The organism is Agrobacterium pusense (genome assembly GCF_013285525.1).
GTDB classification, from domain to species: Bacteria; Pseudomonadota; Alphaproteobacteria; order Rhizobiales; family Rhizobiaceae; genus Agrobacterium; species Agrobacterium pusense.
In genome coordinates, this window is the sequence record NZ_CP053857.1 from 784,124 (window position 1) to 807,300 (window position 23,177).

The following is a 23,177-nucleotide window of genomic DNA, read 5'->3' on the forward strand; positions in this document are numbered from 1 at the left end:
GAGCCTTGGTCGATGGCGAAAAGAAGAGTTCAATTATAAACGCGCCCTCCAAAATGCGAAGAGGCAGAATGAAGGGAAGAGAAGCTGAACCGACCTTGCGGGCAGCACCGTCATATGTCCGTCATCTGCCTGCCCTTTATTGTGGCACGCTTTTGTGATCTAGCTTACTTATTGGCTGAAAAAGGAAAATTGACGAATGACGGACGCAAACCACCCGATTTATGGCGATATCGATGGCCTAATCATCATGATCGGCTTCGGCTCCATCGGGCGCGGCACTCTTCCGTTGATCGATCGTCATTTCAATTTCGACCGGACCCGCCTCGTGGTCATCGATCCGCGCGCAGACATCGCCCCATTTCTGGCCGAGAAGGGCATCCGTCATATCCAGACACACCTGACAAAGGAGAACTATAAGGAGGTTCTCAAGCCGCTTCTTAAAGGCGTGCGGGGTCAAGGTTTTTGCGTCAACCTTTCCGTGGACGCCGCATCCGTCGACCTCATGCGGATCTGTCGTAAACACGGCATGCTCTACATCGACACCGTCGTGGAGCCATGGCCCGGCTTTTATTTCGATGCCGATGCCGACAATGCCGCGAGAACGAATTATTCGCTGCGCGAGACCATGCTCAAGGAAAAGGCGCGCAGACCCGGCGGCACGACGGCCGTTTCGACCTGCGGCGCCAATCCGGGCATGGTCTCGTGGTTCGTGAAACAGGCACTCGTCAATCTCGCAAAGGATATCGGCGTCGACATCGAGGAGCCGCAGTCCCATGACCGGGAAGGCTGGGCGAAACTGATGGAGCGGCTTGGCGTCAAGGGTGTTCACGTGGCTGAACGCGACACCCAGCGGGCGAAAGAACCCAAGCCCTTCGGCGCTTTCTGGAACACGTGGTCCGTCGAAGGTTTTATCGCGGAAGGTTTTCAGCCGGCCGAGCTCGGCTGGGGAACGCATGAGAACTGGATGCCGAAAAACGCAAAAAAACAGAAGAAGGGCAGCAAGGCAGCGATCTATCTCGATCAGCCGGGCGCCAACACAAGAGTACGCACATGGTGCCCGGGCCTTGGGCCGCAATATGGATTTCTCGTCACGCACAATGAGGCGATTTCGATTTCGGATTATTTCACCGTCCGCAACGAAAGTGGCGACGTGACATACCGACCCACCTGTCATTATGCCTACCATCCCTGCAACGACGCGATTCTCTCCCTGCATGAACTCTTCGGCAATGGCGGCATTCCCCAGCCGGTTCAGCATGTGCTGGGCGAAGACGAGCTTGTCGATGGCGCCGACGAGCTGGGCGTCCTGCTCTATGGTCACGAAAAAAACGCCTATTGGTATGGCTCCCGGCTCAGCCTGCAAGAGGCGCGGTCGCTTGCCCCGAACCAGAACGCGACCGGACTGCAGGTCAGTTCGGCGGTGCTGGCCGGCATGGTCTGGGCGCTCGAAAATCCTCAGGTCGGCATCGTCGAAGCCGACGAGATGGACTATCGCCGCTGCCTTGAAGTGCAGCGCCCCTATCTCGGCCCGGTCGAGGGCCATTATACCGACTGGACACCGCTTGACGGTCGTCCCGGCCTGTTCCCCGAAAATCTCGACAAGTCCGATCCCTGGCAGTTCCGCAACATCCTCGTGCGCTGATGGAAGAGTCTCATATTTGCCACGCCGGGACTTTCCTGAACGACCTCAGGAACCGGGGAGAGCGAACAACGTTGCCTTGAAATAAAGAACGCTTCACGGCATGGTCGAAGCAAGAAGCTTTTATCGAATCGCAGGAGAACAGGCTCATGAACTTCAAGACAAGCGCGGCTTTGCTTTCAGCCGCCATCGCGGTGTCTTCATGCGTCGCGCCGGGTCCATCGCAGCAAACCTCGATGGCGCCGTCCCTGTCCCGCGGGCCGGCTGTCGACGGCCGCTGGATCGACCGCAACGGCATCGTATCGACCTTCCAGAACGGCGCCTTCTCCACCCGGTCGACCGACACCAACACGCTGCTGGCCTCCGGCACCTATGTCACCATTTCGCCGACGCTTTACGAAATCAATATGACGTCGCTGGTGCGCAACACGCAGTCGCGCGTCAACTGCGCCCTCGTCTCCCCGTCACAATTGAACTGCACGACGGACACAAACAGCCAGTTCTCGCTCACGCGTCAGGGCTGATAATATCACCTATTCAATAAGATAACCCCTTCAGACGCACGCCCTTTGGCGTGCGTTTTTCTTTATTGCCTACCTGTCATAATTTCGCTTGCGGCGACTGCCGCTAAATGGAAACATCCGGTTTTCGAAAGACTGACATGTTTTCGGACTAAAGAATGAGCGCGGTCGGAGAATGATCAACCGGCCAGGGCTTCCGCTTTGAACAGGAGAGAGGGACCATGAAGAAAATTTTGGGACTGGGCATGCTGAGCGTTTCGGCGATAACGCTTTCCGCCGGCGCGGCTCTGGCCGATTACGAGCTCAACATTCTTCACATCAACGATTTTCACTCCCGTATCGAATCGATCAACAAATTCGACTCGACCTGCTCTGCGGAAGAGGAAGGAAAAAATGAATGCTTCGGCGGTGCTGCGCGCCTGCTGACAGCGATAAACCAGACAAGGGATGCCCTGAAGGCCGAGGGAAAAAACGTCCTGCTGCTCAATGCCGGCGATAATTTCCAGGGCTCGCTGTTCTACACCACCTACAAGGGCACGGTGGAAGCGGAAATGCTGAACGCCATGAAGTTCGACGCGATGACCGTCGGCAACCATGAATTCGACGATAGCGAGGACGGGCTCGCCGGCTTCCTCGACAAGGTTCAATTCCCCGTCGTGACCGCCAACGTGGTGGCCACCGCCGCCTCTAAAATCGGCGACCGGGTAAAGCCGTCCATCGTGCTCGAGGTCGGCGGACAGAAAATCGGTATCGTCGGCGCCGTTGCCAACGATACGGCCGAACTGGCAACACCTGGTCCCAACATCACCATTGCCGAAGATGTCGCCAAAATCAGCGAACAGGTACAGAAGCTGAAGCAGGACGGCGTCGATAAGATCATCGCGCTCACCCATGTCGGCTACCCGCGCGATCTGGAATTCATCGCCAAAATTCCCGATGTCGATGTTGTGGTTGGCGGCCATTCGCATACGCTGCTGTCGAACACCGACCAGAAAGCCGAAGGCCCTTATCCGACGCTCGTTGACAATCCCGGCGGCTACAAGGTTCCTGTCGTGCAGGCCGGCCAGTACAGCAAATATCTTGGCGACCTCAAAGTGGTCTTCGATGACAACGGCGTCGTGAAGGAGAGCAAGGGCGACCCGATCCTCATCGATTCCTCCTTCAAGCCCGATGAAGCCACGCTGAAGCGTATCGATGAACTGAAGGCGCCGATCGAAGCCCTGAAAGCCAAGGTGGTCGGCACTTCTGAGGGCCCGATCGAGGGCGACCGCAAGATTTGCCGCGTGAAGGAATGCTCGATGGGCAATCTGGTGGCCGACGCAACGCTGGCCCGCGTCAAGGATCAGGGCGTCACCATCGCTTTTGCAAATAGCGGCGGCCTGCGTTCCTCCATCGATGGCGGCGATGTCTCCATGGGTGAAGTACTGACGGTTCTGCCGTTCCAGAACACCGTCGCAACCTTCCAGCTCAAGGGCGAGGATATTCGTGCCGCCCTCGAAAACGGCGTTAGCCAGATTGATGACGGTGCGGGCCGCTTCATGCAGGTTTCCGGCATGAAATATTCCTTCGACCGCTCGAAGCCGGCCGGCAGCCGCGTCGTTTCCGTCGAAGTCAAGGAAGGAGATGCCTTCGTGCCTCTCGATCCCGCCAAGACCTATATCGTTGCGGCCAATAACTACGTGCGGACCGGGGGTGACGGCTTCAAGGTTTTTGCGACCAAAGCCATCAACGCTTATGATTTCGGCCCCAATCTCGAGGAGGCCGTCGCGGCCTATATTACCGCCAACAGCCCCTATAAGCCCTATACGGATGGCCGCATCGCCGAAGTGACGCCCGCAGGTTACGTCGCCCCGGCGAAGCCCGCAGCACCCGCGCCGGCAGCGACGACAGCCGCTCCGGCCGCCACACCGGCACCCGCGCCTGCAGCCCCTGCCACCCCCGCACCTCCCACAACGACGCCTGCTGCAGCTGCTGCAGCCGCCAGCAAATATGTGGTGGAAAAAGGCGATTCGCTCTGGAAAATTGCTGCGGAGAAATATGGCGACGGCGCGCTCTGGCAGAGAATTGCCAAGGCAAACACGCTGAAGCATCCGAACCACATCGAAATCGGCGAGGAGCTGGAACTGCCGGCTCAATAAGCGGGGCTACAGCAGACAGGGCAATATGCCGCAGACACGAAGCCGGCCCTCGGATTTCTGGGCCGGCTTCTTTTTTCTAATGAAAAACAGATACTTACGAGAATAATTTTGCCGCCTGAAGGCATGTGCCTGCCGGAATGGCGGAAATAGCCGGTGGCGGTGGTTTAATCCTGAAGAATTTCGTCTAGAACACGATGAACAAAGTAACGCCACGGGCGTATAGCTCGGGCACGTCCAGCCAAACTTCATTGCTGTTTGCGTTGGGGTCAATAAACAGACGATGGAGCGTTTCCAGCCTTTATCCGAGGCGGAGCGTCCCTCGCACAACCAGTTCGAGTTTCAGGGTATCATTCATGGTGACAGAACTATCCGCACTCCCCGCGAACCATCCCCGTGTCGCATTTGGCAAGGTGGGCGTGCTGCTCGTCAATCTCGGCACGCCCGATGGTACGGATTATTGGCCGATGCGCCGTTATCTGGCGGAGTTCCTGAGCGACAAGCGCGTGATCGAATGGTCGCGCCTCTACTGGTATCCGATCCTTTACGGCATCGTCCTCAACAAGCGCCCACAGAAGGTTGGCAAGGCCTACGAGGAAATCTGGAACCGCGAGCGCAACGAAAGCTACCTGCGAACATATACGCGCAGCCAGGGCGAGTTGATGGCGCAGGCATTGAAGGATTTGCCCAACGTGGTTGTGGACTGGGCAATGCGTTACGGGCAGCCTTCCATCGCCTCGAAGATCGACGCGCTTAAAGAACAGGGCTGCGAAAAAATCCTGCTTTTTCCGCTTTATCCGCAATATGCCGCGTCCACCACGGCGACCGTGAACGACAAGGCGTTTGAACATCTGATGAAACTGCGCTGGCAGCCGGCGATCCGCACCGTGCCGCCCTATCATGACGATCCCGCCTATATCGAGGCGCTCGCCGCCTCCGTCAAAAACCATCTGGCGACGCTGGACTGGGAGCCGGAGATGCTGATCACCTCATTCCACGGCATTCCGCAATCCTATTTCAAAAAGGGCGACCCCTATTACTGCCATTGCCAGAAAACCGCCCGTTTGCTGCGGGAGGCTCTGGGCTTGACGGAAAAGAACTTCATGATCACGTTTCAGTCCCGTTTCGGACCGGAAGAGTGGCTCCAGCCCTATACCGACAAGACCGTGGAAAAACTCGCCTCGGAAGGCGTCAAACGTATAGCCGTGATGAATCCCGGCTTCGTATCGGATTGTCTTGAGACCCTGGAGGAAATTGCCGGTGAAGCCGGAGAAATCTTCCTGCACAATGGCGGCGAGAAATTCGCCCACATCCCATGCCTGAATGACAGTGCCGAGGGCATGACCGTTCTCGAAAAGGTTGTGCGGCGGGAGTTGCAAGGCTGGGTGTAATCTTGCCATAACGATACGGGGGTAAAACCCTGATCATGATGTGCTGGAGGGTAAAGTGATGATCGCATTGGGCGGTTTCGACATCGTCGTCTTGGCAGCCGTGGTTCTGGTCATTCTGGTGCTGTTTGCCGGCATCAAGACCGTGCCGCAGGGATACCGCTATACGGTGGAACGTTTCGGGCGCTATACGCGCACGCTCGAGCCGGGCCTGAACCTCATCGTACCCTTCTTCGAGCGCATCGGCGCCCGCATGAACGTGATGGAGCAGGTGCTCGACATCGCCACCCAGGAAGTCATCACCCGCGACAATGCCAGCGTTTCCGCCGATGCGGTGGCGTTTTATCAGGTTCTGAATGCGGCGCAGGCTGCCTATCAGATCGCCAATCTGGAAAACGCCATCCAGAACCTCACCATGACCAATATCCGTTCGGTCATGGGTTCGATGGACCTCGATGAATTGCTGTCGAACCGCGACGCCATCAACGACCGCCTTCTGCGCGTGGTGGATGAGGCCGTGGGACCTTGGGGCATCAAGGTCACCCGCATTGAAATCAAGGATATCGCGCCGCCGAAGGATCTCGTCGATTCCATGGCGCGGCAGATGAAGGCGGAGCGCGAAAAACGCGCGCAGGTGCTGGAGGCGGAAGGCGCCCGCAATGCCCAGATTTTGCGCGCGGAAGGCGCAAAACAATCCGCTATTCTGGAAGCGGAAGGCCAGCGCGAAGCAGCGTTCCGCGACGCCGAAGCGCGCGAACGTCTGGCCGAGGCCGAAGCCAACGCCACCCGGATGGTGTCGGAAGCCATTGCCGCCGGCAATGTCCATGCCATCAACTATTTCGTTGCTCAGAAATACACCGAAGCACTTGCAGAGATTGGCACGGCCAAAAACGCCAAGATAGTGCTGATGCCGATGGAGGCCTCGGCGCTGATCGGCTCTCTCGGCGGTATCGGCACGATTGCGAAAGAGGTCTTCGGCAACAACGGAGACGCGCCCACTGCTCCCGCCGCGCCCGCATCCTCCCGCTCCGTGCCGCCGACACGGGCTTCGGGCCAGACGATTAACGTCACGGCTCCCGGCAATCCCTTCGGTTCTTCCTCGGAGAAGTGACAATGCTGCAAGGGCTTGCCACGGAACTTGGACCATGGAGCTGGTGGATCGTCGCTTTCGTGCTGCTCGCTGCCGAACTCATCGCCCCCGGCGTCTTTCTGATCTGGATCGGCCTTGCCGCACTGGTCATCGGTGCGCTCTCCCTGCTCCTTTGGCAAACAGCTTTTTGGGCGTGGCAATTGCAGTTAGTGATGTTTGCCGCGCTCTCCGTCGTTTTCGCTCTGCTCGGCCGGAAATACTTCGGCAGAAACCGGGCGACAAGCGACGAGCCCTTCCTCAACCAGCGAGAGGCAAGCCTTGTCGGCCGCACGGCGACGCTTCAGGAACCGATTGTCGAAGGGCGGGGCCGTATCAGGCTGGACGATACCTGGTGGCCGGTCAACGGTGAAGACCTGCCGGCGGGAACCCGGGTGAAGATCGCTTCCGCCCGGGGACGAACGCTGACAGTCGAGCCGTTAGAGCGATAGGTTTTCAGGATCAGCCTTCTCAGGATCGGTGGGCCTCAGGCCACGCCGATTCTCAGCAGATCGTGGAAATGCACCAGCCCTATCGGCCGGTTATCGTCATCAACCACAATCAATGCGCCGATGTGGAACTTTTCGAGCGTTGCCAGCGCACCCGTTGCCAGGACCGATTTTTTGACCGTCTTGGGCGTCCGGGTCATGATATCGTCCACGGTCAATTCGGCAAGATTGCGCGACAGGTTGCGCGCCATGTCCCCCTCGGTGACGATGCCGCACAGACGCCCGTCCTCATCGAGAACGCCGACGCAGCCGAAATGCTTGCGGGAGAGAACACCCACGGCTTCCGGCATGGCCGTTCCCCTGTTGACCAGCGGCACACGATCGCCGGTATGCATTATGTCGCTGACCAGCGTGAGACTGGCGCCCAGCTTGCCGCCGGGGTGAAATACCTTGAAATCGCCCGCCGTAAAATTGCGCGCTTCCAGCAGCGCAACAGCAAGGGCATCACCAAGTGCAAGCTGCATCAATGTGGAGGTTGTGGGCGCAAGGCCAAGCGGGCAGGCTTCCTGCTCATTGGGAACCAGCAATACGATATCGGAAGCCTTCGCCAGCGATGATGTCTCGGAACAGGTGAGCGCGATCAGCGGAATGGAAAAGCGGCGCGAATAATTGATAATGCTGCGCAATTCGGCACTTTCCCCACCCTTGGAGATGGCCAGAACCACGTCGTCACCGCCGATCATGCCCAGATCGCCGTGATTGGCCTCCGCCGCATGGACAAAAAATGCCGGCGTTCCAGTGGACGCAAAGGTGGCCGCCAGCTTCGCACCTATATGCCCGCTTTTGCCCACGCCGGTTATGATGAGACGGCCGTTCGACTGGCCGATTGTTTCAATCGCCTTGCAGAATGGGACCGAGAGACCGTCTCGCAGAGCCGTCTCGAGGGCGGCAAGGCCCGCCCGCTCCATCGAAATCGTCCGTACGGCGGATTCGATGGCATTGTCTTCGACCAAGTTGACGGCGCGCGTAATCATGGGGGACTGTTACTCTTTCAGCCGGAATAAGTCCACTCCCTGCCGGAGCCGCCTGCTTCAGTGGCGCAAATCCGGCGGAGAAATTTCCTCCATGGTTCCCAGCCGCTTAAAGGGAATGTTTTCTTCATCGACGAGATATCGGCCAGCGGTCCTCACCCAGGAAACCGAACCGTCGGTGCGGCGCACGGCATATTCCTGACTGTAGAAGCTCGCATCCCTCAGGGTGTTCAAGGCGGTCTCTATCACCCGATTCCGATGATCCATATCCACTTTTTCGAGTATCTGGAAAATACTGATGCCCTGCATTGCCTGTCTTAGTGGAATTCCGAATAGTTCAGCGCACACTTCATCCAAATAGAAGCGGTCATTGGTAATATCCCAACAATAGAAACCGACCTGTTTGATATTCAAAACGGCTTTCATGAAACGACACTGTCACACAAAATAAAATTCAATACGATTTGCCGGGCAATGGAAGGTCAACTTTCGTTAATCATAGGGCGATTCCGTACCAAATTGAAACGTTTTAATCTTTTCATATTAGGAATATTTTGCATTTGCGAACAGCCCCGCTGCCGCCAGCTCTGACCGGTGCGCGCAGGTAACGGGAGTGGACGGCACTCCAGGACGCTTCCCCGTGACATCAGGAAATTCCGGCGATCTTTATCAACTGTTAACCATAAAAAACCTATTGTTAAAGCGATGTTAAAACTTGCGTCGACTGTTTGGTCCCTGGTTTGTCCATGTCGTTTCGTCGGCCTTTCTGACTGGGGCCTGCGGCAATGTATTGGCGGACTGTCGGTCCGGCATTCGGCCCATTCGCCGGGTGAAAAGGAATGACTGTGAAGGGCACCGCCACACGTCTGCCGACGTCGCGGAAAGCAGCAACCCTGCTGCTCGCCTGCACGCTTTTTTACCCCCACGAAGATGCTTCCGCACAGACGGCGACTGCCGCCCCGGCAATGCCGGGCGCTGCTGCCACGGCCGATGGCATTGGCTCCGCCGCTCCCGCACCGACCCCCGGGACAATGGCGGGTACGGCCCAGGCCACAACGGCACCTGTCCCCACGCCCCAACTCTGGCGCCCCTCAAATAATCCCGGTGACGCGATTTCCGAGCAGCAGGACGAAGCGGGGCAGCCCTATGCCGAGGCAGACAACCCCTATGAGCCGACCGTGGACGGGGGCGAAAACCCACGCGTTGTTACCGAACCCGGACAGACTCCGGGAATTCGGGTGGGCACCCTTCTGCTCCGGCCTTCGATCAGTCAGACCATCAACACGGAAAAACAGAGGAATACGGGTGGTCCCTCGCGACGAAACTATCTGACGACGGGCATACGCGGAACGCTCACCAGCGACTGGTCCCGCCATGCTTTGACCGTCACCGGAGACGGCGCGTGGGAGAAAAACTTCGGTGATAAGGACGGAGAAGAACCAAGGGCGCGGATAGAGGCCGATCTGCGTCTTGACCTCGGATCAGAAACAACCGCAAACCTCAAGGCCGGTTACGAATTTAGCCGTGAAGACACGACCGATCCCAATGCCTTGACCGGCGCCGCCGTGCAGGGTGGCGAACACCGTTTCAGCGCCGGGGCATCGATAGAGCGGGATTTCGGCAAGCTGCGAGGTCTGGCCGCGCTTGACCTGTCCCGTACGGTGTATACCGACGCGAAGGGTATCGATGGCCGGCCGATCAGCCTCAGTGACCGTGACCAGGATGGTGCGAATCTGCGCGGACGCCTCGGCTATGAGCTGTCACCAGCGCTGATCCCCTTCCTCGAACTGAACGCCGGCACAACGAAATATGACAGCCGCCTCGACAATTCCGGTTATGCCCGTTCATCCAATGCCTATGGGGCGAAGATTGGGGCAGAGGTCGATCTCGGTGAAAAGACCCGTGGCGAAGCCGCCATCGGTTATCTGCGCAAACAATATGACGATGATCGCCTTGCGTCGATCGGCGCGTTGACGCTGGACGGCGAACTTAACTGGTCTCCCCAGCGCGGCACGAATGTCAATCTTGGCCTGCGCACGACAATAGAGGATTTCGCCGGCGGTCCGCAGGGCGGATGGGTTTCCTATCGCCTGGATGCCGGGCTGACCCACGAATTGCGCAGCAATCTGGTAGCGCGATTGACCGGCCAAATCGTGCATCGCACATTCCCCTCCTCCGACACGGAGGACGCCGTGGAATATACGGCGGGTGCCGGCCTGACCTGGGGTCTCAACCGTTATCTCGATCTGACTGCCGATGTCAGCTACCAGTGGACACCGGTTTATGACAGCAGCGAACTTCGCGTCGGTGCAGGGCTTGTCCTGAAGCGATAAGCGCCAAATAAAAATCCCGGCGCGAAGGCCGGGATTTTGTCATCTATTCTCTGGTCTCTCACTTCAGCCCGTCGATCAGGGCCTTGATCGGCTCTTCGATTGCCGGACGGATATCGCCGCGCTCGAGAGCGAAAGCGACGTTGGCCAGAATGAAGCCATCCTTGGCACCGCAATCGAAGGTCTGACCGCGGAAATGATAGCCTGCGAACTCCTGCGACTTGGCAAGCGTCAGCATGCCGTCTGTCAACTGGATTTCATTACCGGCGCCACGCTCCTGATTTTCGAGAATATCGAAAATCTCGGGCTGAAGAATATAGCGGCCGTTAATGTAGAAATTCGAAGGCGCTGTACCCTTTGCAGGCTTTTCAACCATTTCGGTGATCTTGAAACCCTCACCCACGGTCTCGCCCACGCCGACGATGCCATATTTATGCGTCTGGTCGGGAGCGCATTCCTGCACGGCGATGACGTTGCCCTGGGTCTGGTCGTAAAGTTCGACCATGCCCTTCAGGCAGCTTTTCTGTGAATGCATGATCATGTCAGGCAACAGCACGGCGAAGGGCTCGTCGCCGACGATATCACGGGCGCACCAGACCGCATGGCCCAGGCCGAGCGGCACCTGCTGGCGCGTGAAGCTTGCGGTACCTGCCTTGGGCAGAAGGCCGGCCAGCAGTGTCAGCTCGGCATTCTTGTTGCGCTCGCGCAGCATCTGTTCAAGTTCAAATTGAATATCAAAATAATCTTCGATCACCGCCTTGCCACGGCCGGTGACAAATACAAAATGCTCGATACCCGCTTCTGCCGCTTCATCAACGACGTACTGAATAACCGGCTTATCTACGACGGTGAGCATTTCCTTCGGAACTGCCTTGGTTGCGGGCAGAAAGCGCGTGCCGAGACCTGCGACGGGAAATACGGCCTTCCGAATTTTCTTATGTTCTACCACATATTCCTCCTGAGAGATAACACTTGATCACAATCCCCGCACGCTGTTGTTATTTCAAAAACAACAACGTTTTGTAAAGGGTGACGCTACCATCTATTAATGGTAAAGAATTTGTTGACGTTCTTTTGTTATCCATGATGACGCCCGATGCGTTTTCGCAATCGAAATGACATTCGAGAGAACGAAAGACAGACGATGACAAAGATGATCCTTTCAGATGTCCGCAAATTCGGCTGCATGGTGGCTGCTGGCCTGGTAATCTCGCTGGCGCCGGTTTCGGCCCGCGCCGATGCCGGATTCCGTCAGTGGATCAACCAGTTCTATGCAACAGCCGCGAAAGAAGGCATTAGCAAGGCGACCTATCAGAAAGCCTTTGCCGGCGTTAGCGAGCCGGATCCCGACGCGTTGCGCAAGGCCACTTTCCAACCGGAATTCACAACGCAAATCTGGGATTATCTAGACTCCCGCGTCAATCCGTACACGGTGCGGATTGGCCGCGAAATGAAGATGAAACACGCGACGACCCTTAACTGGATCGAGCGCAACTTCAACGTCGACAAGCACATCATTCTCGCCATCTGGTCGATGGAATCGAATTACGGCGCGGTTCTCGAAAAGCCGGAGCGGCTGCACAACATCCCGCAGGCGCTGGCAACGCTCGCCTATTCCGATCCCAAGCGCGCCAAATTCGCGCGTACGCAATTGATTGCCGCGCTCAAGATCCTTCAGGCGGGTGACGTTACCCCCAAACAGCTGACGGGCTCCTGGGCCGGCGCGATGGGCCATACCCAGTTCATCCCGACAAGCTACCTGCTTTATGCGGTAGATGCGGATGGCAATGGCAAACGGGACATCTGGCATTCCGTCCCGGACGCTCTCGCAACTGCCGCCAATCTTCTCGCGAAAAACGGCTGGGAGCCCGGCCGGACATGGGGTTACGAAACCGCCGTTCCGCGTGGTGGCGCGCGGTATGAAGGCCAGACGAAGACCATCGCGGAATGGGCAAAGCTTGGCTTCACCCGTCCAAACGGCAAGAATTTCACCCGTGGTTCCGACCGCGCGATGCTGAAACTGCAGGGTGGGGCAAATGGCCCGGGTTTCCTGATGATGAAGAACTTCTTCACCATCAAGAAATACAACGCCTCCGACAGCTATGCGCTCGCCGTCGGACTGCTCGCGGATGAAATCGCCGGTTACGGCGGCATGCAGCAGAAGTGGCCGCGCCCCGACGGTACGCTGGATATTCGCGAAAAATTCGAACTTCAGACCCGCATGAAGGAACTCGGCTATTATGACGGTGAAGTCGACGGCAACTTCGGCTCCGGTTCCAAGGCCGCCATCAGTGCCATCCAGTCACGCATGGGGATGGACGCGGACGGTCAGCCGTCGCAGCGGTTGCTGAGAGCCCTTCGCAACTGATAATATGCCGGCGAGTTCGGCGGCAGTTACGAAACGCCGCCGAAATATCCGGAAGGGCCGATGTCATGAGTACGAAACCTGCGGAAAAAACTGGAAGAACCGGCTGGCGTTTCTGCGCTGTCCTTCTTTCCGCTGTTCTTGCCATGCCGCTCGCTCCCTCCGAGAGCTTGGCACAGGAACAGCGGCGTACCCTGTTTGAAATGCTGTTCGGCAGGCCGGTAGGCCGCGATGGCGGATCAGGCCGCGAATACCAGCCCCGCAACCGGCGCGATTTCCCATCCGCGCCGCGCGAAAGATCGGTCACCCGCCCGCAACCTGCAAGGAAAGCGCCTTCGGTGGTCCAGATGCGAACCGCTAAGCCGGAGCCTGCCGCCAAGCTTGAAAATGCCAGGCGCGTCCTCGTTATCGGTGATTTCCTCGCCGGCGGCATGGGGGAAGAGCTGGTCAATGCATTTGCCAGCTCGCCGGCAATTGCGGTCGATGTGCGTGCCAACGGCTCTTCCGGCCTGGTGCGCACCGATTATTACGACTGGTTCAAAAACCTGCCGCAATTCATAAGCGAGACCAACCCCGCCACCATCGTCATCATGATGGGCTCGAACGATCGCCAGCAGATGCAGATCGGCGATATCAAGGAAAAATTCGGCACGGAGGTCTGGCTCAAGGAATATGAGAGACGGATCGATGAGCTTCTCACCCTCGCCGGCCGCCCGAAAGTGCCACTATTATGGGTGGGTCTGCCCGCCTTCCAGTCTCCCTCGCTTTCTGCGGATCTCGTTGGGTTCAACCGGCTTTACCGCAGCCATGTGGAAAAATTCGGCGGCGAGTTCGTAGATGTCTGGGACGGTTTTGTCGACGAAGCCGGCAAATTCGTCATCACCGGTTACGACATGAATGGTCAGCAGGCCCGCCTGCGTGAGGCCGACGGTATCGGCATGACGCAGGCCGGAAAGCGCAAGCTTGCCTTTTACGTCGAGAAATTCGTCCGCCGGCACCTCGACGGCGCCGGACCGGACCTTGTGAAACTGGACGGCAGCAATCTGCCGGCACTCACCTCCCTGCCGGCACTTGGCATCGATGCGGGACAGGTGCGCACCCAGCCGATCAGCCTTACCGATCCTGCTCTCGATGGCGGCGACAAACTGCTCGGGGATGTCCCTCTTTCGGCCGCGCCAACACGCGTCTCCGTCGTGGAATCCCCGCGCGAAAGGCTGACCAAGCGCGGCGAAATGGCCGATGCGCCGGCGGGCCGCATCGATGACTATCGGATGACGCCTGATACCATACAGGCAAAGCAATAGAAGCTTGCCCGCCGTCTGCCGCCCAGTCGGTCGGCGTAATGTTCAGGCAATCCCACGATGACAGGATAGCTGCAGCTTTGCAGGAATGCGGAGATCGGTCACAAACCTCCTCCGCTCCACCGATTTCGCACGGCGATATGTATTCGACGGCGACGTGTCGCTTGCCTTGGGCGTCAACGGCACCGTCGTTTTTGACTTCATGTGTACGCTTCACCCTAAGCGTGCCGACAATGCCGAGACGAATTTATGCGCCTGCTGCTTGTTGAAGACGAGCGTGAGATGGCAGCGGCCCTGTCTGCCGCGCTCCATCGGTTCGATATTATCGTGGATACGGTCGGAACGCTGGATCTCGCCCGACACGCCATCATGGATGGTGTCCATGACCTCGTTGTGCTGGACCGGCAACTGCCCGATGGTGACGGCATCGAATTGATAGAAAATCTGCGTCTGCTGCCGGTCACCCCACCCGTCATAGTGTTGACGGCCCAGGGTGGGCTCGTGGATCGGGTGAAGGGCCTGAACCTCGGTGCAGATGACTATATGGCCAAGCCTTTCGCTGTCGAGGAGCTACTTGCCCGCATTCGCGCCCTGATGCGCCGACCCGCCGGAACCGTGGCGATGACGGCAAAACTCGGCAGGCTGGAGTTTTGTTTCGAGACGCGCGAAGTGCGTATCAACGGCGCGTTTCTTCCGCTGACGAGAAGGGAGTTGCTGATTCTCGAAGCCTTGCTGCGACGCCAGGGCAGAACAGTGTTGCGCTCGCTGCTCGAGGAGGCCGTCTACAACTTTGACGATGAAATCCAGTCCAATGCGCTCGATTCCCACATTTCCCGCTTGCGGCGCAAATTGCAGGCCGCGGACGCCGCCGTGGAGGTGCATGGCATTCGCGGCGTGGGATATCTTTTGAGGGCGACGGGATGAGATTGTCCAAGAGAAAGTCACTGAAGCGGCGATTGACCATTCAACTGCTCCTCTTCCAGGTCGGCAGTCTCTTGATCGTGAGCGTCGCGTTCTTTGCTTATCTGTTGAGCGACGGCGTCGGCAGCGCTCTTCTTAGCTCGGAGGCGGCGCAGATAACAGCAAACGCCTTGATCCGCGACACGGATGGGAAGCTTACGCTGAAAGAGACGGCCGAATATGCCAAACTCCGGGAAAAAATGCCCGATTTCTGGTTTGTTGCGCTCAGCGACAAGGATGAGCTCATCCAGGGTGGCCCTGTGCCCGAGGCCTACAGCAACATGGAGAATGAGTTAAACGACATCAAGATTTCGAACATTCGCGAAGCCGGGATGTCCTACTCCTATTTTGCCGTTCTTTACCTTGCGGTTGTTCGCCGTGCATCCGGGCCAGCCGGAGAGTTTGTGATGGTCGGAAAAGGCGATGTTTTCAGCATGACGCTCCCAGTTCTGCTGTTTTCCAACATCATGATTTTCCCGGTCCTCGTCCTCATCTCCATTGCGACCACGATAGCAATTCCCTTGATCATCCGCAGGGAATTTCGTGCACTCTCGACGATTGCCAGAACCGCGGAAGCGATCGATATCGACAGACGCGGATATCGCTTGCCCGACAATGATATTCCACGGGAAGTGCAGCCGCTGGTGCACGCCGTCAATGGTGCACTCAAGCGCCTGGACGATGGCTATGAACGGCACAAGCGCTTCATTCTCGACGCCGCGCACGAATTGCGCACGCCGGTCGCCATTCTACAAACGCGTGTCGAAACTCTGCTGGAGGGGCCTGCGCGCAGCCGGATTTTGGCGGATGCCAGCCGTATCGGCGTGCTGGCCGAACAATTGCTCGATCTGCAGCGTCTCGACGGCCAGAAGGCGCCATTGGTGCCGCTCGATCTGGTCAATCTCTGCAGATCGGTTGTTGCTGATATGGCACCGCTTGCCATCTCACAGGGTTATGAGCTTTCATTTGAACCGGAGGAAGAACCGATCCTTGCACTTGCGGACGACCCTTCCCTGCGGCGAGCCCTGATGAAGATCGTGCAAAACGCCATAGAACACGGCGGCAACCGCGGAACCATAACAATGACAGTGGCGGCCAATCGGGTGATAGAGATCGCCGACGAAGGCAATGGCATTCCCGAAAACGAACGGGAACTCGTCTTTGATGCCTTTCATCGCCTGCAACCTAGAGACCGGGGCACAGGCCTCGGGCTTAATCTCGTGCAGGAAATCGTGCGGTATCACGGCGGAGATATTACTATCGGCGATTCATCCAGCGGTGGCGCCTGCTTCCGGATTACGCTTCCCTATTGCTGAAAAAGAAGCGCTCGTTTTCTGACATCAAAAGAAAAGGCCTGTTGCGGGTGCGACAGGCCTTTCCATTTATATCCATTTGCCGGCTTAGCGCGGAAGAACGGTCGCGCCCATCAGCGCTTCGTCAATCGCACGCGCCGCCTGACGGCCTTCGCGGATCGCCCAGACCACCAGCGACTGGCCACGGCGCACATCGCCCGCCGCCCAGAGCTTGTCGACAGAGGTCCTGTAATCCGTCTCGTTGGCGACGACATTTGTGGAGCCACGGCGGTCCGTGTTGAGTGTCAGCTTTCCGTCCATTTCCTTCAGAACACTGTCCGTGAAGGGACCGGAAAAGCCGATGGCGATGAAGGCGAGATCGGCCTTGATGATGAACTCCGTGCCGGCAATCGGCTTGCGTCGGTCATCCACCTGGCAGCACTTCACACCTGTCAGCACGCCGTCTTCGCCAACGAATTCGAGGGTCGCCACCTGAAACTCGCGGACGGCGCCTTCGGCCTGCGAAGACGAGGTGCGCATTTTGGTTGCCCAGAAAGGCCAAACCGCCAGCTTGTCTTCCTTTTCCGGCGGCATCGGGCGTATGTCGAGCTGGGTGACTTTAACAGCACCCTGGCGGAACGCCGTGCCAACGCAGTCGGATGCAGTATCGCCACCGCCCACAACGACGACATGCTTGCCGCCGGCGAGGATCGGATCGGCCGGCCAGCCAACGCTGTCAATGTTTTCACGACCGACGCGCCGGTTCTGCTGTACTAGATAGGGCATGGCATCATAAACGCCATGCAGATCCGCACCGCCGATGCCGGCCGGGCGCGGGGTTTCCGAGCCGCCGCAATAAAGCACGGCATCGTGGTCGGCGAGAAGCGCCTCCACCGTCACATCGACGCCGACATTGACGCCGCAATGGAAGGTAACACCTTCGCCCTTGATCTGCTCGACACGGCGGTCGATGAAGTTCTTCTCCATCTTGAAATCGGGGATGCCGTAACGCAGCAGGCCGCCGGGCTTGGATTCGCGCTCATAGACGTGAACCTCGTGGCCGGCGCGGCCAAGCTGTTGCGCCGCCGCCATGCCCGAGGGACCGGAACCGATGATGGCGACCTTCTTGCCGGTGTGGATCGTCGCCGGCTTCGGCACGATGAAGCCCAGCTCATAGGCCTTGTCGGCAATCGCCTGTTCGACGGTCTTGATCGCGACCGGCGCATCCTCAAGATTCAGCGTGCAGGCCTCCTCGCAAGGGGCGGGACAGACGCGACCGGTGAATTCCGGGAAGTTGTTGGTGGAATGGAGGTTGCGGATCGCCTCCTCCCAGTTGTTATTGTAGACCAGATCGTTCCAGTCGGGGATCTGGTTGTGCACGGGACAGCCTGTCGGGCCGTGGCAATAGGGAATGCCGCAATCCATGCAGCGCGCCGCCTGCTTCTGCACCTCGGCATCCGACATCGGAATGGTGAATTCGCGGAAGTGGCGGATACGATCCGATGCGGGCTGATACTTGCCCACCTGCCGGTCGATCTCCAGAAAACCTGTAACCTTGCCCACGTTTATGTCCTCACATCAAAGCGGAGCGCCTGTCGGGCCCCAGTACCAGGTGGCGAAACCCAAAGCCGCCCCCAGCACGATGAACTCAAATCCGCTCTCGCCGCCCGTCCAGGTGGTCGCCACGAATGGCGACCACTGTTATCAGCGAGATCAGGTGGTGTAGTGTCCTCACGCGGCGGATTACTCCGCCGCCACGCCCATGCGCATGCGCTCCATTTCCTCAAGCGCACGACGGTATTCCACCGGCATGACCTTGCGGAACTTCGGACGGAACTCGCTCCAGCGATCGAGTATATCCTTGGCACGCGACGAGTTCGTGTAATGGAAGTGGTTGGAGATCAGCTGATAAAGGCGCTCCTCGTCGTGGCGCGTCATGTCTTCGGAAACGTCGACACGTCCCTTGTGCATGAGGTCGCCGCCGTGATGGTGCAGCTTTTCCAGCATGTCGTCTTCTTCCGGAACTGGCTCCAGCTCAACCATGGCCATGTTGCAACGCGTGGCGAAATCGCCCTTCTCGTCAAGAACATAAGCCACACCGCCGGACATGCCGGCCGCGAAGTTGCGGCCGGTCTCGCCAAGAACGACCACGATGCCGCCGGTCATATATTCGCAACCGTGGTCGCCGACACCTTCGACAACCGCAACCGCGCCGGAGTTACGCACCGCGAACCGCTCGCCAGCCACGCCACGGAAATAGCACTCGCCGGTTATGGCGCCGTACAGCACGGTGTTGCCGACGATGATCGAGTTTTCCGCGACGATACGGGCGTTTTCCGGCGGGCGCACAATGATGCGGCCACCCGAAAGACCCTTGCCGACATAGTCGTTACCGTCACCCACCAGATCGAAGGTGATGCCTCGAGCGAGGAACGCCCCGAAGGACTGGCCCGCCGTACCGCGCAGCGTCACATGGATCGTGTCATCCTTCAGACCCTTATGGCCCCAGCGCTTGGCGAGCGCGCCGGAGAGCATCGCACCGGCGGAGCGGTCAACGTTTCTGATCGGCACTTCGAAGACCACGGGTTCGCGGTTTTCCAGCGACGGCAGGGACTTTTCGATCAGCTTGCGGTCGAGAATGTCGTCGATCGGATGCTTCTGGCGTTCGGTCCAGAACGTCGCTTCCTTGGGTGCCTCGACCTTATGGAAGATGCGGCTGAAATCCAGACCCTTCGCCTTCCAATGCGCCAGCATCTCGTCCTTCTCGAGCAGTTCGGAAGCGCCGATGATCTCGTCCAGCCTGGTCACGCCAAGCGAGGCAAGGATTTCGCGCACTTCTTCGGCCACGAAGAAGAAGTAGTTGATGACGTGTTCCGGTGCACCCTTGAAACGCTTGCGCAGAACCGGGTCCTGCGTGGCAACGCCGACAGGGCAGGTGTTGAGATGGCACTTGCGCATCATGATACAGCCGGCCGCAATCAGCGGCGCGGTGGCGAAGCCGAATTCATCCGCGCCGAGCAGCGCGCCGATGATGACGTCGCGGCCGGTCTTCAGACCACCATCCACCTGCAGTGCGACGCGCGAGCGGAGTCCATTCAGCACCAGCGTCTGCTGGGTTTCGGCAAGGCCGATTTCCCAGGGCGAACCCGCGTGCTTGAGCGACGTGAGTGGTGACGCGCCCGTGCCGCCATCGAAACCGGCGACGGTGATATGGTCGGCACGCGCCTTGGCGACACCGGCCGCAACCGTGCCGACGCCGACTTCCGACACCAGCTTCACCGACACATCGGCTTCCGGATTGACGTTTTTCAGGTCGTAGATCAGCTGCGCCAGATCTTCGATGGAATAGATATCATGATGCGGCGGCGGCGAAATCAGGCCGACGCCCGGGGTGGAGTGACGGGTCTTTGCAACCGTCGCATCCACCTTGTGGCCGGGCAGCTGGCCGCCCTCGCCGGGCTTTGCGCCCTGCGCCACCTTGATCTGCAGCATGTCGGCATTGACCAGGTATTCCGTCGTCACACCGAAGCGACCGGATGCGATCTGCTTGATGGCGGAGCGTTCCGGGTTCGGCTGGCCGTTCAACAGCGGCATGTAGCGGTCGGATTCTTCCCCGCCCTCACCCGTGTTGGACTTGCCGCCGATGCGGTTCATGGCAATCGCGAGCGTCGTATGCGCCTCGCGGCTGATCGAGCCGAAGGACATCGCCCCGGTCGAGAAACGCTTGACGATATCGGCTGCCGGCTCGACCTCATCGATGGAGACCGGCTTGCGACCGAGTGCTTCCGCCGACTTGACCTTGAACAGGCCGCGAATGGTGTTCATGCGCAGCGCCGTTTCGTTCACCATGCCGGCGAATTCGCGGTAGCGATCCTGGCTGTTGCCACGCACAGCGTGTTGCAGCGAGGCGACGGCGTCCGGCGTCCAGGCATGGCTTTCGCCGCGCATGCGATAGGCGTATTCGCCGCCGATATCGAGCGTGTTGGCAAGGATCGGGTCCTTGCCAAAAGCCGCTGTATGGCGCGCCACGGTTTCTTCGGCGATTTCGGTCAGGCCGACACCTTCGATGGAGGTGGCGGTGCCGAAGAAATATTTCTCGACGAATTCCGAAGACAGGCCGATGGCGTCGAAAATCTGCGCGCCGCAATAGGACTGGTAGGTGGAGATGCCCATCTTGGACATGACCTTGAGGATGCCCTTACCGACCGCCTTGATGTAGCGATAAACGACTTCATCGTCAGACACTTCCTTCGGGAAGGCGCCGTGCTTGTGCATGTCGAGCAGGGTATCGAAAGCGAGGTACGGGTTGATCGCCTCCGCACCATAACCGGCCAAAAGGCAGAAATGGTGGATTTCGCGCGGCTCACCGGTTTCGACGACGAGACCGACCGACGTACGGAGACCCTTGCGGATCAGGTGGTGGTGCACGGCGGCCGTCGCCAGAAGTGCGGGGATCGCGATGCGATCCGGGCCAAGCTGGCGGTCGGACAGAACGATGATGTTGTAACCGCCGCGGACAGCGGATTCGGCCCGCTCGCAGAGGCGGTCGAGCATTTCGGGCATGCCTTCGGCACCGCGCTCCACATCATAGGTGAAGTCGAGCGTCTTGGTGTCGAAACGGTCTTCCGTGTGACCGATGGAGCGAATCTTCTCCAGATCGCCATTGGTCAGGATCGGCTGACGCACTTCCAGACGCTTGGCGCGGGCGGCACCTTCATGGTCGAGAATATTCGGACGCGGGCCGATGAACGACACGAGGCTCATGACGAGCTCTTCGCGGATCGGATCGATCGGCGGGTTCGTGACCTGCGCGAAATTCTGCTTGAAATAGGTGTAGAGCAGCTTCGACTTGTCCGACATGGCCGAAATCGGCGTATCCGTGCCCATGGAGCCGATGGCTTCCTGGCCCGTCGTCGCCATCGGCGACATCAGGAGCTTGGTGTCTTCGCTGGTGTAACCAAAGGCCTGCTGACGGTCGAGCAGCGACACGTCGCGGCGCAGGGCGCGTGGTTCGACCGGCTTCAGCTCTTCGAGGATGAGCTGCGTGCGATCAAGCCAGCTGCGATAGGGGTGCTTGGCGGCAAGCTCGTGCTTCACTTCCTCGTCGGAAATGATCGCGCCCTTTTCCATGTCGATCAGCAGCATCTTGCCAGGCTGCAGACGCCACTTCTTGACGATGCGCTCTTCCGGCACCGGCAGCGTGCCGGCCTCAGAAGCCATGATGATGCGGTCGTCATCAGTGACGAGGTAACGGGCCGGGCGCAGGCCGTTGCGGTCGAGCGTCGCGCCAATCTGCTTGCCGTCGGTGAAGGCAACGGCGGCGGGACCGTCCCAGGGCTCCATCAGGGCTGCGTGATATTCGTAGAATGCCTTGCGTTCGGCAGACATGGACTGGTTACCGGCCCATGCTTCCGGGATCAGCATCATCACCGCGTGGGCCATGGAATAGCCGCCGCGGACGAGGAACTCGAGCGCGTTGTCGAAACAGGCCGTGTCCGACTGGCCTTCGTAGGAAATCGGCCAGAGCTTGGAGATGTCGTCGCCGAAAAGCGCGGACGAAACCGATGCCTGACGCGCCGCCATCCAGTTGACATTACCGCGCAGGGTGTTGATTTCGCCGTTATGGGCGACCATGCGATAGGGGTGCGCCAGCTTCCAAGACGGGAAGGTGTTGGTGGAGAAACGCTGATGCACGAGCGCGACAGCCGATTCGAAACGCGGGTCCGAAAGGTCCTTGTAATATGCGCCCACCTGATAGGCGAGGAACATGCCCTTATAGACGATGGTCGAGGAAGAAAGGGAAACGGGATAGAAATCCTGCGTTTCCTTGCCGCCGCCTTCGTCATAGATGCGGTTGGAGAGAACCTTGCGGATGAGGAACAGCTTGCGCTCGAAATCGGCATTGCTCGCGGCATCGCGGCCGGCGCCGATGAAGACCTGCACATGGTGCGGCTCGGTCGCAGCGATATCCGGCGCCTTGGAAAGCGAGGAGTTGTCGACCGGGACATCACGGAAGCCAAGGAACTGCTGGCCCTCTTCGCCGATGACGTCGACGATGACCTTCTTGTAGTGCTCGATGCGGGAGGGATCGCGCGGCATGAAGATATGGCCGACGGCGTATTCGCCAGCCTTCGGCAATGTCACGCCCTGCGCAGCCATTTCCTCGCGGAAGAAGCGGTCGGGAATCTGCACGAGAATGCCCGCACCATCGCCCATCAGCGGATCTGCGCCGACGGCGCCGCGATGGGTCAGGTTTTCAAGGATGAACAGGCCGTCCTTGACGATCTGGTGCGACTTGACGCCTTTCATATGGGCGACAAAGCCGACGCCACAGGCATCATGTTCATTGGCGGGATCGTAGAGACCCTGCCTTTCCGGCAAGCCACCCGCGAAACGCGCTTTCGCAGAAACGGGTGCAGCCGCAGCCGCGGTGGGACAGTCAGTGGTCAGGGTTGCGGCGGCCATGTCCGCCTGCGGCTTGTTCGTCATTTTTGTCCCTCCTGCAAATTACTTGCACGGTTTCATGCGAAGGTCCGGCGCGACGCAATTTCGCTCTTTGGCAAAATCCGCGTTCTCGCCGGCTGGATCAAATTTAGGACAGCAAGACTGTCTCAATTCCCGAGGATTTTGGCAGAAACCG

General features: G+C 58.9%; 16 protein-coding genes. 11 read left to right on the forward strand and 5 right to left on the reverse strand.

Annotation, left to right across the window (positions count from 1 at the left end; genetic code table 11):
• The first annotated feature begins 196 nt into the window (after positions 1-196).
• The 6 genes from HQN82_RS17270 (at position 197) to HQN82_RS17295 (ending at position 7,261) form a co-directional block, all read left to right on the forward strand.
• Positions 197-1,642, forward strand: coding sequence for a homospermidine synthase (locus HQN82_RS17270; RefSeq protein ID WP_173615349.1), 1,446 nt, complete (start codon positions 197-199; stop codon positions 1,640-1,642).
• Positions 1,643-1,788: 146 nt separating this feature from the next.
• Positions 1,789-2,163, forward strand: coding sequence for an outer membrane lipoprotein Omp10 (omp10, locus tag HQN82_RS17275; protein ID WP_003506132.1), 375 nt, complete (start codon positions 1,789-1,791; stop codon positions 2,161-2,163).
• A gap of 218 nt (positions 2,164-2,381) precedes the next feature.
• Positions 2,382-4,298, forward strand: coding sequence for a 5'-nucleotidase C-terminal domain-containing protein (locus HQN82_RS17280; RefSeq protein ID WP_173615350.1), 1,917 nt, complete (start codon positions 2,382-2,384; stop codon positions 4,296-4,298).
• Between the two features lie 353 nt (positions 4,299-4,651).
• Entirely contained in the window at positions 4,652-5,686 is a 1,035-nt protein-coding gene (gene hemH / locus HQN82_RS17285) for a ferrochelatase (protein ID WP_173615351.1), read from the forward strand.
• Between the two features lie 58 nt (positions 5,687-5,744).
• Positions 5,745-6,794 carry an SPFH domain-containing protein gene (locus tag HQN82_RS17290; RefSeq protein ID WP_077985797.1) on the forward strand — a complete coding sequence of 350 codons (1,050 nt, stop codon included), beginning with the start codon at positions 5,745-5,747 and terminating at the stop codon, positions 6,792-6,794.
• A 2-nt stretch (positions 6,795-6,796) separates the two neighbouring features.
• Positions 6,797-7,261: an NfeD family protein gene (locus tag HQN82_RS17295; protein ID WP_004445832.1), complete on the forward strand. Its 465-nt coding sequence runs from the start codon at positions 6,797-6,799 to the stop codon at positions 7,259-7,261.
• 35 nt (positions 7,262-7,296) lie between these two features.
• Here HQN82_RS17295 and HQN82_RS17300 read toward each other — a convergent pair whose 3' ends face one another.
• Complete coding sequence (locus HQN82_RS17300; protein ID WP_004445833.1) at positions 7,297-8,292, reverse strand: KpsF/GutQ family sugar-phosphate isomerase; 996 nt, start codon at positions 8,290-8,292, stop codon at positions 7,297-7,299.
• 57 nt (positions 8,293-8,349) lie between these two features.
• A complete protein-coding gene (locus HQN82_RS17305) occupies positions 8,350-8,715 on the reverse strand; it encodes a PAS domain-containing protein (RefSeq protein ID WP_173615352.1) in 366 nt (121 codons plus the stop codon).
• Between the two features lie 413 nt (positions 8,716-9,128).
• Here HQN82_RS17305 and uppP point away from each other — a divergent pair, with 413 nt between their 5' ends.
• Positions 9,129-10,622, forward strand: coding sequence for a polysaccharide biosynthesis protein UppP (gene uppP / locus HQN82_RS17310; protein WP_173615353.1), 1,494 nt, complete (start codon positions 9,129-9,131; stop codon positions 10,620-10,622).
• 58 nt (positions 10,623-10,680) lie between these two features.
• On the opposite strand, the gene galU is transcribed toward uppP, so the two are convergent.
• Positions 10,681-11,568, reverse strand: a complete 888-nt coding sequence (gene galU, locus HQN82_RS17315) for a UTP--glucose-1-phosphate uridylyltransferase GalU (RefSeq protein WP_004445838.1) — start codon at positions 11,566-11,568, stop codon at positions 10,681-10,683.
• 195 nt (positions 11,569-11,763) lie between these two features.
• Between galU and HQN82_RS17320 the strand changes: the two genes are divergently transcribed.
• The 4 genes from HQN82_RS17320 (at position 11,764) to HQN82_RS17335 (ending at position 16,561) form a co-directional block, all read left to right on the forward strand.
• Positions 11,764-12,987, forward strand: a complete 1,224-nt coding sequence (locus HQN82_RS17320; protein WP_034497647.1) for a lytic murein transglycosylase — start codon at positions 11,764-11,766, stop codon at positions 12,985-12,987.
• A gap of 65 nt (positions 12,988-13,052) precedes the next feature.
• The gene (locus tag HQN82_RS17325; protein ID WP_173615354.1) at positions 13,053-14,288 is read left to right on the forward strand and encodes an SGNH/GDSL hydrolase family protein; all 1,236 of its coding nucleotides are present in this window, start codon (positions 13,053-13,055) and stop codon (positions 14,286-14,288) included.
• 246 nt (positions 14,289-14,534) lie between these two features.
• The gene (locus tag HQN82_RS17330) at positions 14,535-15,209 is read left to right on the forward strand and encodes a response regulator transcription factor (RefSeq protein ID WP_004445841.1); all 675 of its coding nucleotides are present in this window, start codon (positions 14,535-14,537) and stop codon (positions 15,207-15,209) included.
• Positions 15,206-16,561 (forward strand): sensor histidine kinase, encoded by a 1,356-nt coding sequence (locus tag HQN82_RS17335; RefSeq protein WP_173615355.1) that lies wholly within the window; start codon positions 15,206-15,208, stop codon positions 16,559-16,561. The genes HQN82_RS17330 and HQN82_RS17335 overlap by 4 nt, the downstream gene beginning before the upstream one ends.
• An 84-nt stretch (positions 16,562-16,645) precedes the next feature.
• Here the strand turns inward: HQN82_RS17335 and HQN82_RS17340 are convergent, their stop codons facing one another.
• Both HQN82_RS17340 and gltB read right to left on the reverse strand, forming a co-directional pair.
• Positions 16,646-18,100, reverse strand: coding sequence for a glutamate synthase subunit beta (locus HQN82_RS17340; protein WP_173615356.1), 1,455 nt, complete (start codon positions 18,098-18,100; stop codon positions 16,646-16,648).
• Positions 18,101-18,280: 180 nt separating this feature from the next.
• Positions 18,281-23,026 (reverse strand): glutamate synthase large subunit, encoded by a 4,746-nt coding sequence (gene gltB, locus HQN82_RS17345; RefSeq protein ID WP_173615357.1) that lies wholly within the window; start codon positions 23,024-23,026, stop codon positions 18,281-18,283.
• Positions 23,027-23,177 lie beyond the last annotated feature (151 nt).

Bases quoted from the DNA above. Each gene is read 5' to 3' on its own strand.
- omp10 (WP_003506132.1), top strand. From the start codon at position 1,789: ATGAACTTCAAGACAAGCGCGGCTTTGCTTTCAGCCGCCATCGCGGTG.
- HQN82_RS17270 (WP_173615349.1), top strand. From the start codon at position 197: ATGACGGACGCAAACCACCCGATTTATGGCGATATCGATGGCCTAATC.
- hemH (WP_173615351.1), top strand. From the start codon at position 4,652: ATGGTGACAGAACTATCCGCACTCCCCGCGAACCATCCCCGTGTCGCA.
- HQN82_RS17325 (WP_173615354.1), top strand. From the start codon at position 13,053: ATGAGTACGAAACCTGCGGAAAAAACTGGAAGAACCGGCTGGCGTTTC.
- uppP (WP_173615353.1), top strand. From the start codon at position 9,129: ATGACTGTGAAGGGCACCGCCACACGTCTGCCGACGTCGCGGAAAGCA.
- HQN82_RS17335 (WP_173615355.1), top strand. From the start codon at position 15,206: ATGAGATTGTCCAAGAGAAAGTCACTGAAGCGGCGATTGACCATTCAA.
- HQN82_RS17330 (WP_004445841.1), top strand. From the start codon at position 14,535: ATGCGCCTGCTGCTTGTTGAAGACGAGCGTGAGATGGCAGCGGCCCTG.
- gltB (WP_173615357.1), bottom strand. From the start codon at position 23,026: ATGACGAACAAGCCGCAGGCGGACATGGCCGCCGCAACCCTGACCACT.
- HQN82_RS17290 (WP_077985797.1), top strand. From the start codon at position 5,745: ATGATCGCATTGGGCGGTTTCGACATCGTCGTCTTGGCAGCCGTGGTT.
- HQN82_RS17300 (WP_004445833.1), bottom strand. From the start codon at position 8,292: ATGATTACGCGCGCCGTCAACTTGGTCGAAGACAATGCCATCGAATCC.
- HQN82_RS17320 (WP_034497647.1), top strand. From the start codon at position 11,764: ATGACAAAGATGATCCTTTCAGATGTCCGCAAATTCGGCTGCATGGTG.
- HQN82_RS17280 (WP_173615350.1), top strand. From the start codon at position 2,382: ATGAAGAAAATTTTGGGACTGGGCATGCTGAGCGTTTCGGCGATAACG.
- HQN82_RS17305 (WP_173615352.1), bottom strand. From the start codon at position 8,715: ATGAAAGCCGTTTTGAATATCAAACAGGTCGGTTTCTATTGTTGGGAT.
- HQN82_RS17295 (WP_004445832.1), top strand. From the start codon at position 6,797: ATGCTGCAAGGGCTTGCCACGGAACTTGGACCATGGAGCTGGTGGATC.